Raw genomic sequence first — 14,669 nt, forward strand, 5'->3', positions numbered from 1 at the left:
CTTAACCGGAGACATCTTGACACTACAAAATCAGTAGGATAGATTGATCTGTACATGGAAACGGAGATGATGAAAATTGTTATCACCGGCGCGCCAGGCTCAGGCAAGACCGAGTTTATTGAACGGCTGAAACTGCTCCCTGAATTTGAGGATGTGGTTTTCTTCGATGAGCTTGCCCGGCGATTATTAATCAAAAAACCGGAATACCGCGCCAACCTAAAAGAGTTTCATAAGCGTATCTATGCCGAGCAGGTACGCCGCGAGGATGCTGTTTCGGGCAGGCCGTTTATCAGCGACCGCGGGACGATCGATGCCTTCGCCTTCCACCCCGAGACACTGGCATTTGTCGGGACCACCCTCCAGCGAGAATATCGGCGGTATACGGGCGTCATTCATTTGGGAAGCGCCGCGAGTCTGGGGGAGCGCTACTATATAAAGGATGCCGTCCGGTTGGAGTCGATCTCTGATGCCTTGGAAATAGAGCAGGCCATCCGCTCGGCCTGGCAGGGGAACAACTCGGGCGGTAACGCCACAGGTGGCCATCCGCGTTATCAATTTGTGGGAGCAAAACTGGATTTTGAGGAAAAATACAAGGAATTCATGGAAACTCTCGCTACCTTTGACACGTCTCAAAGAAGATAATAGACACTTCGCCCACTTTGGGCGTCTGTACAATGTCACATAAGCCGTAGAAAGAACCGCATGATAGGGGAAAAGTATATGAACAGAATATGTATGGCTTTGGCCGCTTTTGTATTGTTTTCGCCGCTGAATACAATCGCCGCCGACTCTAAATTCATGAAAGAGTTTAAAAATAACTATGAGCTTTTGGAACTCGATCTGCTCAACAATCCGTGTGAAGTGGCGACAATCACCAACTTTGTTTATAAAAAAGACGCGGCCACATTTACGTTTACCAACGGAAAGATGTTTTTTCTTCGCTATGTCAACGACCGCCCCACCACAGCTATATATATCGGAGATGGCAAAGCCGAGGTAGCAATACCCAGCCACGTAGAAAGACAAACGCTGATTTCCATCACGCGCGACAGCACCGTCGATCAGGCATTTACTTTCTGTTTTATCCGAATGGCCGATGATTTTGATCTTCTCGTCAGGGAGAAGTTCGCCTTGGAGCAGACGGAACTTGATATGCGTAATTTCGGGATTACAAAAAAAGAGCAGGGAGAATTTTTCTTCAAGCCAACTGTCATGCATATCAGCGATAATAACTTTCAACTTCTTCGCTCGGTCTATGAGCGGAAGGCCGATGGCTATTTCTGGATAGACTTCAACCGTTATGTCTATTCGTTTGATCCGAATCGCCCTGAGGAGGTCATTGTAGGATACGAGCGTGAAGGCGGAGATATCTCGGCAACGGACGCCGCAGTGTTTCAGCGCACCGAGAGTAATGTGACCGCCGATTTGGACATGTCTACAATCGATTATCCGCTCTCACTGCTTGACCGCAAAGGGAAATTGCACTTGGGGGGCGCCGAAGGGGATGTCATTGAAGGCGCGGACATATCGCTCGGCATAGTCGTCAATGCCGACAGTGTGCGATTTGCATCGCTGTACCTCCACAGCAGATTGAAACTCGATTCGATTTTTATAGGCAATAAACCGCTCGATTATTACCGGCGCGGGGATTTCAGTTTTGTCGGGCTGATATTTCCTGAGTATTACCATAAAGGAGACTCGTTCGCGCTCCGTTTATTTTATCACGGAAAAGATTACGCGAATCTCTTTCCTTTCCTTACTCAGCCGCAGGCCACACCGCATTCAATTGAGTTTATTGCCCCCAATGGATTTACATATATTGTTCCGGGGATGTCCGAAATAACGCCAAAAAATGATGACAGTGTGCACTTTACCGTTCAACCGGACGAGCCATACCATCTATTGTCATTCCAGAGTTATGCCTCGAATTTTGACACAGTGTCACTGGTGAGCGATATCGGGGTCACAGTCAATTTTTTGAAATCAAAGAGTATTACGAAGAATAAGTTCGAATGCTTCATTCCGCATGAGACATACCAGAGTGTTGTCATGAGCGCATTTAATTTCATGACAAGTAAATTGGGCGCTCCGCCTGCGACCTTCAATCTCTCCGTTTTTCCTGAAGGCGGAATGAGCTTGCCCGGACTTATCGAACTTCCACAAGTCCAGTGTTTCAAAGAGGAAACCGGAGGACTTCATGCCACAGCCGGATTCCAGGCCGCGCGACAGTGGTTCGGCGGACTGGCACGTCCTGCGAGCGACCGTGAGTACTGGCTATTGGATGCCGTTCCTGATTATCTCAGCCTGCTCTATATACAAGATGCGGTCGGGCCGGAGATTTTCTTTGGAGAACTCGGAAGGCGCAGAAATTTCATGCACACCCTTCAGGAACGCAACGACGACCAACCCTTGGCCACAGGGCGGCGTTTGGATGTCACTGCCCGAACAGCAAAGGGAGTCTGGGTGCTACATATGCTTCGCTCGCTCATGTATGACATAGACAAATCGTCGGATCTGACATTTTGGAAATTTGTGCGAGAACTTGCCGTGTTGACCAATAACAAATCATTCACGAATGCTGATGTCGTTAAACTTGCCGAGAAACATTACGGGCAATCGCTTGACTGGTTTTTTAGTCAATGGCTTTTTGGACGTAATCTTCCTGAGTTTAGCGGCGGATATACGTACGAGACACGCGACAATCAGTTTTATGTCACGACCGATGTTAATATAAAAGGTGTTGATCAGGCATTTTCAATGCCGGTACTGATGCGGGTCGCAGACGGAGCCGGGGCGTCGGTTTACTCAAGGCATATATTGAAATCGGGGGCTAACAATTTTGAGCTCGGGCCCTTCAGTTCACAGCCCAAAGAAGTTGTCTTTAACGAGCTTTACAGCGTGCTTTCAAAAGGCGAAGTAAAAAAACAGTAGACACACACATCGATAAAGGAGGCGGGGTATCACATCATGACAACACGATTACACACGGCGCAGAGAATTATATTCGTGCTGGCGCTTTCGGCATTGGCAATTATGGGAAGCCAACGCCTGACACTGGCCGATGAAACAGGCATTGATAACTCAGCAGCGACAGAACAGCCAGTGGCGAAGAAACAGTTTGTTATTTTGATTGCCCCTACTCGGGCAAATTTTCTTGAGACGATGACAAAAGAAGAACAGACAAAAGTCAGCGAGCATTTTTTACGCCTGAAAGGGCTTCACGCTGAGGGGAAAATTATCCTTGCCGGGCCATGCGACGATGCGGCATTTGGCCTTATTGTAGTTGAAACCGAGACCGAAGCCGAGGCTCGTGAAATTGCCCACGGTGATCCTGCCGTTCAGGCCGGCGTGTTTGTTTTAAAAGAGATACACCCGTTTACGGTCGCGTTGCTGAGGAAGTAGGGAGGGAGGCACTATAAATGATATTTGCTGTTGGATTATTATTTCTCAAGCTTTTTAGCGATCCGATTCAGGATACTGTTCAGGGCGACTCTTTGCCCACAACCTGCAAGGAAATAGTCTATACTTCTGAGAATAGTTCGGAGTGTTTAATTTTGTATTTACTAGGTAAGTGTGATACGGTTTTACCGCGTGGCTTTGCAATTGCACGTTACGAGAGTGATACTGTCTGGGAAATTGTATGGTCAAAATTATCGGTGGATCAAAATTTGGTAGAATCTTATTCCATGGATTTTGACTGTGACGGCATTAATGAATTCATCACCTTGTTTACCGATGAATTTTTCGTTTGGGGGTTTGCTCATCGTTTCAGTGCAAGGCAAGGAAAATTGTTTTCAATGCAAAGTCTGGAACTGCCTCTAGTAGGGAAAGCAACTAATGTAAATGACTTTAAATATTCGCGTATTAATCCCAATAATACATTTACTCTGCCTGGAATGAGTGATCTTGGATTTAAGGGACTGACGGTTGTCTACGACGAAGCGGGTGATAGCCTTTCAATTGAGTACGGAGAATACATGGGTTGTAGGCATTAGAAGATTAAGAGAACCGAGATTGCCGCGTCGTGCCGAAGACGGCACTCCTCGCAACGACGTACTGGGAAAGTTAGCTTTGATCCATGTACCGCACAGCTTTCGGCGGGTTCGCGGACGGACCCGCCCTACTTACATCACTGTTGGGAAGGAGCAACCGACAGCACGGACTGACGAACACGAGTCCATCTCATCGCTCCTCTTTGACTCTAAATAATCTGGCCGGCTCTCATTTGGAACTACCATCCCACCTTCGGGTTATTATCTTTACATTATGACCAAGAGCACTAACAAAAAAATACCGGAGCGGGCAATTCTAGTTGCCTTGGCAAGCAGTTCAAAAGAACGGCCCGCTGTCGAAGACTCGCTCGATGAATTGACCCGTCTTGCCGAGACGGCTGGAGCGACAACGGTTGCCAGACGAATTCAGACCCGTCCAAGACCTGAGGCGTCGACCTATATCGGCAAAGGCTTGGTGCAGGAGCTGAAAGAGCAGGCCGTCGAACTCAATGCCAACTGCATTATTTTCGATGACGCCCTCTCCCCCGCCCAGCAGAGAAATCTTGAGGCCGAGTTAGAAACAAAAGTTATCGACCGCTCGGTTTTGATTCTCGATATTTTTGCCCACGGCGCCCGGAGCGCCGAAGCTCGGCTTCAGGTGGAACTTGCGCAGTTGGAATATACAATGCCAAGACTGACTGGCGCATGGGTACATTTTTCAAAACAATACGGCGGCATCGGCTCAAAGGGACCGGGTGAAACGCAGTTGGAAATTGACCGGCGGCGTGTTCGCGACCGGATAAGCCATGTAAAGATGAAACTTGGGCAAGTCGATAAACAACGCGCGACCCAGCGGAAACGACGACAGGGTCTTTTCAAAATCGCGCTTGTGGGATATACCAATGCCGGCAAATCGACATTATTCAATGTGTTGACAAAATCCGAAGTCGAAATTGCGGACAAGCTCTTTACTACTTTGGATTCAACGACGCGGGTCATGTCGGCCGATTACCCCTGTCAGATAGTTTTCTCTGATACCGTTGGATTTATTAAGAAATTGCCGCATCAGTTGGTGGAGTCATTTAAGTCCACGCTTGAGGAGGTGGCGCTGGCAGATTTATTGTTGCATGTGGTCGATTCGACGGACCCGAACTATGAGAGCGCGATAGCTCAGACAAAATCGGTCTTGGTAGAAATCGGGGCCGAGAACGTCCCTTATATATTGGTCTATAACAAAGTCGATGCTCTCCCCGGTTTTGAGACACCTATTGGTACCGGTAGTCCAAGTCTTTCTATTTCAGCGCTCAAAAAGACTGGGATTGCGGCCCTTAAGGCCGAAATTGTGGCTCAAGCCGAGCGTATTCCCTCCTATAAAAAATAATTCAACCTTCTGCCTCTCTCGCCGATAATAGCGGAGGAGGTAATGAATGGCCAAAAAAATACTGATTGTCGACGATAATCCGAATATGTCTTCTCTTCTTTCAGAGATGTTAGAAGTTTTTGATCATATGTCGGTCAGAGCTGCCGATGGAACGCAGGCATTGACCGAGTTGCACAAAGGCGGGATCAGCATGGTTATCACCGATATGCGAATGCCTAATATGACCGGACTTGAATTGTTGCAGCAGGTCAAGAGCCTCTACCCTGCTATTCCGGTGGTGCTCATCTCAGGGTACTCGGTCGCAGAGATCGAATCCCAGGCCGGGCATTTGAAGGCCGATGGTTTTCTTGGGAAACCGCTGCTGATGTCTGATATCGAACAGTTGTTGCATAGACTGCTTTAGATTTCTTCTGATTGTAATTCTCCGATAATTAAAGATGTGCGATGTTGTTGGCCGCGACCGGGCGGTTATCCTCACACGACACGCTTATGCTCAGGCAGTAGGGCGGGGAAGCCTGTCCGCCGTGGTGGATCCGCGAAGCCATTTTCATTGCGTAATTCCTCTTTGGATCTTGGTGCAGGCCGTCTCTGGCCTGCACCAACAGTAGGGTCACACCGCAAGCAGTGTGGTACAAGAATTAAAGCAAACATTCGAAGCACCGTCATTGTGGGCCGAGCTTTTTAGGCGCGGCATGGCAATCTCATATTCTCTTTATATTTCGTGCGCGACAGAGACGTTCCACACGAAGAGAACAATATGTGCAGTCAGGCGTCTCTGCCGGACAGTTAAATTATAGTGTCGGGCGGGGGCGCCCGACACCACAGAAAAGAAGTAAGATCACACCGTCCGCCGCGGCGGAGTGTGGTACAAGAGCTGGTGCACGGGGACATACACCAGCCACTCTAATTCTTGGGAATAAGAATAATCAACCGTCCCGACGAATGTCGAGAGTGGGGTACCCTATGGTATGAACCAGTCGTACCCGTTTTCTTTGCACTGGGAAACCAACATTATCTAACCAATATCTAACATTGAACATGTAATACACTAACATAATTCCAACTTAATGAAGCTGTGGTTAGGACAAAAACGAACTTTTACGAACTAAGGACGGGAAAAAGATTATGGTCATTCAAACAAAATGGGTTTTAGTAGCCGCTCTGCTTCTTTCATCGGGCGTATTCGCGCAATCGAGCGAGGACTCTGCCAACATTGGAGACGATCGGCTCCACGGGCAGGTAGAAAGTATCAATGAGAATCTTGCCGTGGTCAACAGCGACCTCTCCATTTTGAAATGGCTCAAGGTCTCCGGCTACCTTCAGGCACGATACGAACTCAATGATACATCGCAGAACGGTGTTTTGAACGGAGACTATTCCAAAAATAGAAACGCTAATAACTTTTATATCCGACGCGGACGGCTCAAATTTACCTTTCAGCCGCTGACATCGAGCAGATATGTTTTCTATATCGATGCCTCCAAACAATCTATCTCGCTCAAAGAAGCATATGTGGAATTGAACAAGAGATTCGGTGAACATGGATTCGCGCTGACAGCGGGACAGTTCAATATCCCTTTCGGCTATGAAATAGAATACTCATCGTCGAAACGTGATTTCCCCGAGCGAAGTCTTGCTGAGAATAAATTGTTCAAAGGAGAGCGTGACCGCGGATTGAATTTCACCTATGTCATGCCGCGTTATCTACAGTTCAATATCGCTCTGTTACAGGGCTGGGGAATCGAGGGCTCCGAAGGAAAATCGCCGACATGGTATGACCCCACTATTGCAAAGGATTTTGTGGCGCGCGCCAAAGCAAAGCTGGGAATGGTTGACTTAGGAATCTCCGGCTACTGGGGTAAAAATTATTTAGCCGGAAGTCCCTCTGTTGCCGCCAGAGCGGGAGTTACGACATGGTTTGACGCCAACGGTAACAGTATTATCGATGCTGGTGAGACCACGACCACTGCTCCGGTTGCGGCCAAATCCGCAGTAGCAGGGTTTGAAAAGGACAAAACGCGGTATGGAGCCGACGCACAAGTCTATCTTGATATTCTTCCTTTTGGAGGCACAGCTTTTCGCGGCGAACTTTTTATCGCCGAGGATTATAACAATTCTGCCGCGGATTCGCTCGCATCAAAAATCGGCTGGTACCTCTGGCTCTCGCAGTCTCTCAGCACGAAATTCGGCGCGGCAGTTCGCTATGATTACTGGGACCCCAATACAGATGCAACCGCTGCCAATGATGCAATTGGCACTTTGTCGCTTGCGGGACATTATTATTTCGACAGTTATGTCCGTATCACCGCCGCTTATGATATTCCGAGCCTGCTTGAAGGACGGTCCACATTCAGAAAGCATCCGGCTGATATCACAGATAACCGATTCACACTTCAATTCCAATTCGCCATATAGCACTTAGAAAAGGATAAGAAAATATGAAAATGAATAGCTTGACAACAGTATGTATCGCCGCGGCTTTCTTCTTGATAACCGCAGTGGCGCAAAAAGAAATCTCGGCCCGCGAATCAATCACGATCAAAGGCTCCGATACGATGATTCTTCTTGGGCAGCGTTGGGCCGAAGCGTATATGAAAATAAATCCGCAGACGACAATTCAGGTTACAGGCGGAGGGTCGGGTGTCGGTATCGCGGCGCTCATCAATGGCACAACAAGCATCTGCGAGTCATCGCGCCCGATTAAGTCATCGGAGATCGACAAACTTAAAGAACGCTTTAATACTGTCGGGGTCGAGATACCGGTAGCAAAAGACGGGTTGTCTGTCTACGTCCATGCCGACAACAGCATTCAGGAGTTGAGTATCCCACAGCTTAAGGCAATATATACCGGCGAATTTACAAATTGGAACCAAGTCGGCGGGCCGGATGCAAATATCATTCTCTATGGCCGTGAGAACAGTTCCGGCACATATACTTTTTTCAAAGACAATGTGCTAAAGGGGGAGGACTTTGCGCCGCAGACCCAGACACTGCCCGGGACCGCAGCGGTTGTGAATGCCGTGTCAAAAGATAAACTCGGGATTGGTTATGGCGGCGCAGCATTCAGCAAAGGAGTCAGACAAATTAAGGTTAAAAAAGATGATGTGTCGGAAGCGTTTGAGCCGTCGGCTGAAAATGTCAAATCCGGCGCATATCCGCTCTCTCGCAATCTTTTTTGGTATCTTAGGAACAAACCGACCGGGGATATGAAGAAGCTTGTGGATTTTGTATTGTCAGAAAAGGGGCAGAGGCTTGTTATCGAGGTCGGCTATTTTCCGGTGAAATAGAGGTCAGTTAGGTTGTAAAAGAATGTGGTGCAGGGCGCACTCGCCCGCGAACCCGCCGATTATATGGCCGTCAGGTCACACACACTCCTCGCTGTTCGCTCGAAGTGACCAAGGCCAGACGGAACAGGAAACTGAGATTGCCGCGTCGCGCAGTTTATCCCGCGAAGCGGGACTCCTCGCAACGACTTATTGTAGTGTCACCCCAGCGAAAGCTAGGGGGTCCCTCTTCTCTTTGATTTCTTGTCCCGCACTCCCGACATTAGTCGCGACGGTGTGATCTTTTCTTTACCCTCTACTTATTGACGTGGGGAGGGTGAGGACTTATTCACGAGCAATACAGAATCGCTGAACCGTTCGCCTGCGGCGAACCGAGGCGGAATCGCTACAGAGGAAGAGAGCACGCCGCCGCAGAATCGTTACAAAATAGGATGAAGATGGATTCCAGCTTGCGCTGGAATGACAATGAGAGAACACCACACTTCCGACATTGGTCGCGACGGTGTGGTCATATCCGTGGTGCGGGACGTCTCTGTCCGACACTATGATCTGCTATTCTTTGTACCCCACCCAACGGGTGGGTTATTATTTTACCCATGTGTAAGCCTACTTTACCCGTAGCGCCCCGCCCCACACCAAACCTGAAGAACCTGATCATTCTCACACTGGGCAGGAAAAACCCAGCCGTTGGCTGGGCTACAGGAAGAAAAGATACCCCCTCCCCCTATATTCCTCTCTTTACAAATCACCATAAATCCACTATTATTGGCGGTTATTTAGGAAATGGAACAAATGAAATTTGACCCGCTAAAAGACAATTTTTCACTGCCCAAAGCCGAAGAGAAAATCCTCGAGTTCTGGAACAAACAGGACGTGTTCACGGCCTATAACGAGGCCGCTAAAGATCGTCCGCAGTTTGTCTTCTACGAGGGCCCGCCGACTGCCAATGGCCGGCCGGGCATTCATCATGTTATCTCACGCACCGTCAAAGATTTAGTTTGCCGCTACAAGGCTATGCAAGGCTTCCGGGTAGACCGCAAAGCGGGCTGGGATACGCATGGTCTTCCGGTCGAAATAGAGGTCGAAAAACAGCTTAAGCTCGATAACAGAGCCAAAGTCATCGAATACGGAATCGACAAATTCAACCAGAAATGCCGCGAGTCGGTCTTCAAATATCTCGAAGACTGGCGCAAAATCACCCGCCGCACCGGCTATTGGCTTGACCTCGACGATGCTTATGTCACGCTGACAAATGACTATATCGAATCGGTCTGGTGGATACTAAAGAATTTTTATGACCGCGATTTGATTTATAAAGGCTTCAAAATAATCCCCTTCTGTCCCCGCTGCGGAACGGGCCTCTCGAGTCATGAAGTCGCCCAGGGATATGCCATGATCAAAGACCCATCGGTCTATGTCAAAGTTCAGGCGGCCGACGGGGATTTTTCATATCTGGTCTGGACGACGACGCCCTGGACGCTGCCATCGAATGCCGCGCTCTGTTTGAAAGCCGATGCCGATTATGTGACTGTCGAGCATGAAGGTGAAAAGTTGGTTTTGGCTGAGGCACTCGTGCCTAAACTGTTCACAGAACCTCCAAAAATAGTTGCTCGCGCCAAAGGCGAGAGTTTCTTGAAGCGTAAATATATCCCGCTCTTTGATACATACAAAGACCAAAGCGATAAAGCGTTCTATGTTATCACTGGCGATTTTGTCACCCTCAATGACGGCACCGGAATTGTCCATATCGCGCCCGGCTTTGGCGCCGATGATTATGAGATCGGGAAAAAGTACGACTTGCCCGTTTTGCAGGCAGTCGAGCCGAATGGGCATTTCAAAGATATCGCCGGGCCATACAAAGGGATGTTCATCAAAGACGCCGATCCGGTCATCATCAAGGATTTGAAAATCGCCGGACGGTTATTCAAAAAGGAACAGTACGAGCATAACTATCCCTTCTGCTGGCGGTGCGATTCGCCGCTTATTTATATCGCGCGTGAGTCGTGGTATATCAAAACGACCGCTTTCCGCGAGCAGCTGCTCAAAAATAATAATGCCATCAATTGGGTGCCCGATGAAATCCGCACCGGCAGAATGCTCAACTGGCTTGAGAACAATGTCGATTGGGCGCTCTCGCGCGAGCGATTCTGGGGAACACCGCTTCCGATTTGGATTTGCACAGATAAAGCCTGCGCGAAACAGCGGGCGGTCGGTTCGCTTGAACAGCTTCGCGCCGAAGGCATAAATGTCCCGTCTGATCTAGATTTACATAAACCGTATATCGACGCAGTGGAGCTTCGCTGTGACTGCGGTGGGACTATGAAACGAGTGCCCGAGCTTATCGATGTCTGGTTTGATTCGGGCGCAATGCCCTATGCGCAGTGGCATTATCCGTTTGAAAACAAAGAGGTGTTTGAATCAAAATTTCCGGCTGACTTTATTTCTGAAGCGGTCGATCAGACTCGCGGCTGGTTCTATTCCCTTCTGGCTATTTCGACGATGCTCTTTGACAAACCGGCATTCAAAAATGTTGTTGTGATTGAGTTCATCCTCGACAAAGAGGGGAAGAAAATGTCCAAGCACAAAGGGAATGTGGTCGATCCGTTTATTACAGTCGACACCTACGGCGCCGATCCGGTGAGATGGTATCTGGTGTCGGTTTCCAATCCCTCGTTGCCGACGCGATTTGATCTGAATGGATTGGCCGAAGTCGTGCGGAAATTTTTCGACACACTCCGCAACACCTATAGTTTCTTTGCGCTCTATGCCAACATTGACGACGTGGTTGACAAAGCCGACAAGAATAGCCAAACAGTCGAAGAATATCTCGCGGGAAAGGCCGGAGAATCAGAGGAGTTCGATAATTGGATTATCTCAAAATATCAATCGCTTGTGAGAAATGTCACTGCGGATTTCGATAAATATGAAATCACTCGACCTGTTAGAGCGATTCAATATTTTGTCATTGAAGATATGTCGAATTGGTATGTCCGCAATAACCGCCGTCGTTTCTGGGCGGCTGGTGATGATCCGTCCAAGATGCGCGCCTATCATACGCTCTATTCTATTCTTGAAGGTGTTTGCAGACTCATCGCGCCGGTTGCGCCGTTTATAAGCGAACTGCTCTGGCAGGAGCTTGTCCGCAAAACAAGAACACTGAAGTCGCCATTGTCGGTTCATATGACGCGATTCACGAAACATAACGTACTTAGGGCTGAACTAGGTGAATTCAAATTAACTTTCGGTGAGGCAACTCTCACTTACACTCAGAAACCAACTGAGACGGAATCTTCTTCTATCAATGAAGAACTGGAATCAGCGATGGATTTAGTTCAAAAGATTGTCTCACTCGGACGCGCCGCGCGCTCTCGAAAAAATCTGAAAGTTCGCCAGCCGCTTTCGCGGCTTCTTATCGGAGGCCAGCGAAAGAACGTTTTTGAGACACTTGCGCCGTTTCTTCATATAATCAAAGACGAACTCAATATTAAAGAGATTGCAGAAGCTGACCTTGATAACTATGTCACCTACTCTGCCAAGCTGAATTTCAAAACAGCCGGACCAAAATTGGGGGCGCAGGTAAAAGCGGTTGCGGCGCATATTGTTCAGTTGGATAATTCCGCAGTCGCGAAATTTGCCCAGAGTGGCTCTTTGAATGTTGACCTTAAATCCGGTTTGCTTACCTTGACGGGAGAAGATGTGGAAATCATTAGAACCGAAAAGGAAGGTTTGGCCGTTGAAGTCGATGGCCCGCTTGCGGTGGCCATCGATACTGTTCTGACAGAAGATTTACTTGATGAGGGATTCGCGAGAGAAATGGTTAGTAAGATTCAAAATCTGCGGAAAACATCCGGTTTTGACGTCACTGACCAGATAACAATCAAAGTTGCGGTGTCACCGAGGTTAAAAACGGCGGTGACAAAGCACGAAGATTTTATCCGTCGTGAAACTTTAGCTGATAAAATGGAGTTTACAGACAACGGCTCTTTTGCCTCCCCGACAAGCGGCGAGAGCACCGAGTGGAACATCAACGGCGAAAAAGCGGCCATCGCGGTGGCCCGAGTATAAATCGGAGGAGATGTATGAAAGAAGTCGATGCAAAAAAGTATGAGGTCCTGCTTCTGCAAAAGAAGAAAGAGATGCTCGATGAAATGGGCATTGTCAATCCTGGCGGAAATGCCAACCAGAAAGAAGCGTCAGGAGATATCTCGTCGTATTCCTATCACATGGCCGACCAGGGCACGGACACTATGGATCGCGAAATGGCATTCATGTTTGCCTCTAAATCAGGCCGGCTTGTCTATCATATAGACCAGGCCCTGCTTCGCATCAAAGATGGCTCGTTTGGAATCTGCACGGTCTGCAATAAACCGATAAGCACCGCGCGGCTCGAAGCTGTCCCCCATGCGAGGCTTTGCATAGGCTGTAAATCCGCTGAAGAGGAAGCAAAAGCTGGCCGCAAATAAGTTTAGCTGGCTGAGAATGCCGGCCCTTATAATTGCTATTGTCGTTCTTCTCGACCAGATAACCAAAATCTGGGCGGTGGACGCGCTTACCGGGCAGCCGTCGAAATCGATCATCGGCGATTTTCTGATGTTCACGCTGGTCTACAATGAAGGGGGCGCGATGGGGACGAACTTCGGGCCATCGGGCTATTATCTCATCACCGCCCTTATCATACTCCCCTTACTGCTCTATTATATCTACGCAAACCGCACGTATAAAATGATTGCCCTGCCGCTTTCGTTTATTGCCTCAGGAGCGCTCGGAAATGTTATTGATAGAATAAGAATCGGTAAAGTTGTCGATTTTATCGATGTCGACTTTTTTGACCTGTCCCTTTTCGGTTACCGGCTGGAGAGATGGTGGACGTTTAACATCGCCGATGCCGCAATCACCTGCGCCATAGTTTTTATCCTGCTCACCATGTTTAGAAAGCCGCCAACGGAATCGGTTGGAGCAACTGCCGTTGAGACTGCGCCCAATTTCACCAATCATTCAGAGAATTCGTAGTCACTCGTCTTAAGTGATTGCAACAGCTCTTCCTTCTCATTGATTCTCGTACCGCATTGGTCTTCGTGCGGAGCGTCTCAGTCCCGCACCAAATCTCAGCAACTTGTTTATTCTCACACTGGGCACGAAAAACCCAGCCGTTGGCTGGGCTACGGGATCTGAACGGACAAAGCAAATATGAGATTGCCGCGTCATTCGGCTTCGCCTCACTCCTCGCAACGACATGTAGTGATACTTGTTGTGATTTGGGGTACCCCACTCCGCCATCGGCGGACGGTGGGCGGTGTGCTCTTATTGGTGGTGCAGGCCAGAGACGGCCTGCACGAAGATTTAAAGAGGAATTACAGTATAAATGTCTTCGTGCGGGACGTCCCTGTCGCGCACCGGAGTGAAGAAAACTGAGATTGCCGCGCCACAGTGGGCAGGCTCGTTGGACAGTGGGTTTCCAAATAGTCTTTTCTTTGTAACCCACCCAGCGGGTGGGTTTTTCATCATCGATTTCTAATCCGGCTGTTCGCTTGAAGTGAGCAAGACCTAACGGAACATTACAAACGTTCTTGAAGTGGCAGGTCATAGTCAGATGCTCTTTTCGCTCCTGTGCCAGCCAATAAAAAAGCCAGCAACATTGTGTAAGTTGTTGGCCATCAGCAGGGAATCGGCAGATTTTATACGCCCGGAAGGATTTGAACCCTCAACCTTCTGATCCGTAGTCAGACGCTCTATCCAATTGAGCTACGGGCGCGTAAGGAATCTTTCGAAGCTTGAAACTACGAACATACACCGCCCTTTGTCAACCCCTTTGAGTTGGGTGTCTGAGATGGAAAGGCCTTAAATGTCAGTCCGCCACGGGGGACGGGATTGACAATGTGTTGGAATGACAAGATAGGGCCTTGACTGCGCTTCCTTGTTCTTCGTGCGAGGCGTCTCTGCCACGCACCAGGTGACCGTCAGGTCATCCGCCGTGGGCGGACTTCGGAAGTCTCAGCACCTCTGCCCTAAGAA

11 protein-coding genes and 1 tRNA gene are annotated in these 14,669 nt (G+C 48.8%); 11 read left to right on the top strand and 1 reads right to left on the bottom strand.

From position 1 onward, the window contains the following. The first annotated feature begins 66 nt into the window (after positions 1-66). The 11 genes from SGI97_01575 (at position 67) to SGI97_01625 (ending at position 13,667) form a co-directional block, all read left to right on the top strand. A complete protein-coding gene (locus SGI97_01575; protein MDZ4722592.1) occupies positions 67-642 on the top strand; it encodes an AAA family ATPase in 576 nt (191 codons plus the stop codon). 78 nt (positions 643-720) lie between these two features. Next, positions 721-2,931 carry a hypothetical protein gene (locus tag SGI97_01580; protein ID MDZ4722593.1) on the top strand — a complete coding sequence of 737 codons (2,211 nt, stop codon included), beginning with the start codon at positions 721-723 and terminating at the stop codon, positions 2,929-2,931. A gap of 36 nt (positions 2,932-2,967) precedes the next feature. Then, positions 2,968-3,402: a YciI family protein gene (locus SGI97_01585; GenBank protein MDZ4722594.1), complete on the top strand. Its 435-nt coding sequence runs from the start codon at positions 2,968-2,970 to the stop codon at positions 3,400-3,402. A gap of 17 nt (positions 3,403-3,419) precedes the next feature. After that, positions 3,420-3,995 (top strand): hypothetical protein, encoded by a 576-nt coding sequence (locus SGI97_01590; GenBank protein MDZ4722595.1) that lies wholly within the window; start codon positions 3,420-3,422, stop codon positions 3,993-3,995. 271 nt (positions 3,996-4,266) lie between these two features. Further along, positions 4,267-5,373 carry a GTPase HflX gene (gene hflX, locus SGI97_01595; protein MDZ4722596.1) on the top strand — a complete coding sequence of 369 codons (1,107 nt, stop codon included), beginning with the start codon at positions 4,267-4,269 and terminating at the stop codon, positions 5,371-5,373. A 46-nt stretch (positions 5,374-5,419) separates the two neighbouring features. Beyond that, complete coding sequence (locus tag SGI97_01600; protein MDZ4722597.1) at positions 5,420-5,776, top strand: response regulator; 357 nt, start codon at positions 5,420-5,422, stop codon at positions 5,774-5,776. Between the two features lie 722 nt (positions 5,777-6,498). After that, complete coding sequence (locus tag SGI97_01605; protein ID MDZ4722598.1) at positions 6,499-7,788, top strand: porin; 1,290 nt, start codon at positions 6,499-6,501, stop codon at positions 7,786-7,788. Between the two features lie 23 nt (positions 7,789-7,811). Further along, positions 7,812-8,660, top strand: coding sequence for a phosphate ABC transporter substrate-binding protein (locus SGI97_01610; protein MDZ4722599.1), 849 nt, complete (start codon positions 7,812-7,814; stop codon positions 8,658-8,660). 789 nt (positions 8,661-9,449) lie between these two features. Next, positions 9,450-12,722, top strand: a complete 3,273-nt coding sequence (gene ileS / locus SGI97_01615) for an isoleucine--tRNA ligase (GenBank protein ID MDZ4722600.1) — start codon at positions 9,450-9,452, stop codon at positions 12,720-12,722. A 14-nt stretch (positions 12,723-12,736) separates the two neighbouring features. Further along, positions 12,737-13,120 (top strand): TraR/DksA C4-type zinc finger protein, encoded by a 384-nt coding sequence (locus tag SGI97_01620; protein MDZ4722601.1) that lies wholly within the window; start codon positions 12,737-12,739, stop codon positions 13,118-13,120. Positions 13,121-13,136: 16 nt separating this feature from the next. Continuing rightward, entirely contained in the window at positions 13,137-13,667 is a 531-nt protein-coding gene (locus SGI97_01625; protein MDZ4722602.1) for a signal peptidase II, read from the top strand. Between the two features lie 668 nt (positions 13,668-14,335). Here the strand turns inward: SGI97_01625 and SGI97_01630 are convergent. Then, positions 14,336-14,409, bottom strand: a tRNA-Arg gene (locus tag SGI97_01630). Positions 14,410-14,669: the final 260 nt, after the last annotated feature.

The sequence above is a fragment of the Candidatus Zixiibacteriota bacterium genome (genome assembly GCA_034439475.1).
Taxonomy (GTDB): Bacteria; Zixibacteria; MSB-5A5; order GN15; family FEB-12; genus JAWXAN01.

Coding starts and splice junctions, on each gene's coding strand:
- SGI97_01610 (MDZ4722599.1), top strand. CDS start 7,812: ATGAAAATGAATAGCTTGACAACAGTATGTATCGCCGCGGCTTTCTTC.
- hflX (MDZ4722596.1), top strand. CDS start 4,267: ATGACCAAGAGCACTAACAAAAAAATACCGGAGCGGGCAATTCTAGTT.
- SGI97_01600 (MDZ4722597.1), top strand. CDS start 5,420: ATGGCCAAAAAAATACTGATTGTCGACGATAATCCGAATATGTCTTCT.
- SGI97_01620 (MDZ4722601.1), top strand. CDS start 12,737: ATGAAAGAAGTCGATGCAAAAAAGTATGAGGTCCTGCTTCTGCAAAAG.
- SGI97_01575 (MDZ4722592.1), top strand. CDS start 67: ATGATGAAAATTGTTATCACCGGCGCGCCAGGCTCAGGCAAGACCGAG.
- SGI97_01590 (MDZ4722595.1), top strand. CDS start 3,420: ATGATATTTGCTGTTGGATTATTATTTCTCAAGCTTTTTAGCGATCCG.
- ileS (MDZ4722600.1), top strand. CDS start 9,450: ATGAAATTTGACCCGCTAAAAGACAATTTTTCACTGCCCAAAGCCGAA.
- SGI97_01625 (MDZ4722602.1), top strand. CDS start 13,137: ATGCCGGCCCTTATAATTGCTATTGTCGTTCTTCTCGACCAGATAACC.
- SGI97_01605 (MDZ4722598.1), top strand. CDS start 6,499: ATGGTCATTCAAACAAAATGGGTTTTAGTAGCCGCTCTGCTTCTTTCA.
- SGI97_01585 (MDZ4722594.1), top strand. CDS start 2,968: ATGACAACACGATTACACACGGCGCAGAGAATTATATTCGTGCTGGCG.
- SGI97_01580 (MDZ4722593.1), top strand. CDS start 721: ATGAACAGAATATGTATGGCTTTGGCCGCTTTTGTATTGTTTTCGCCG.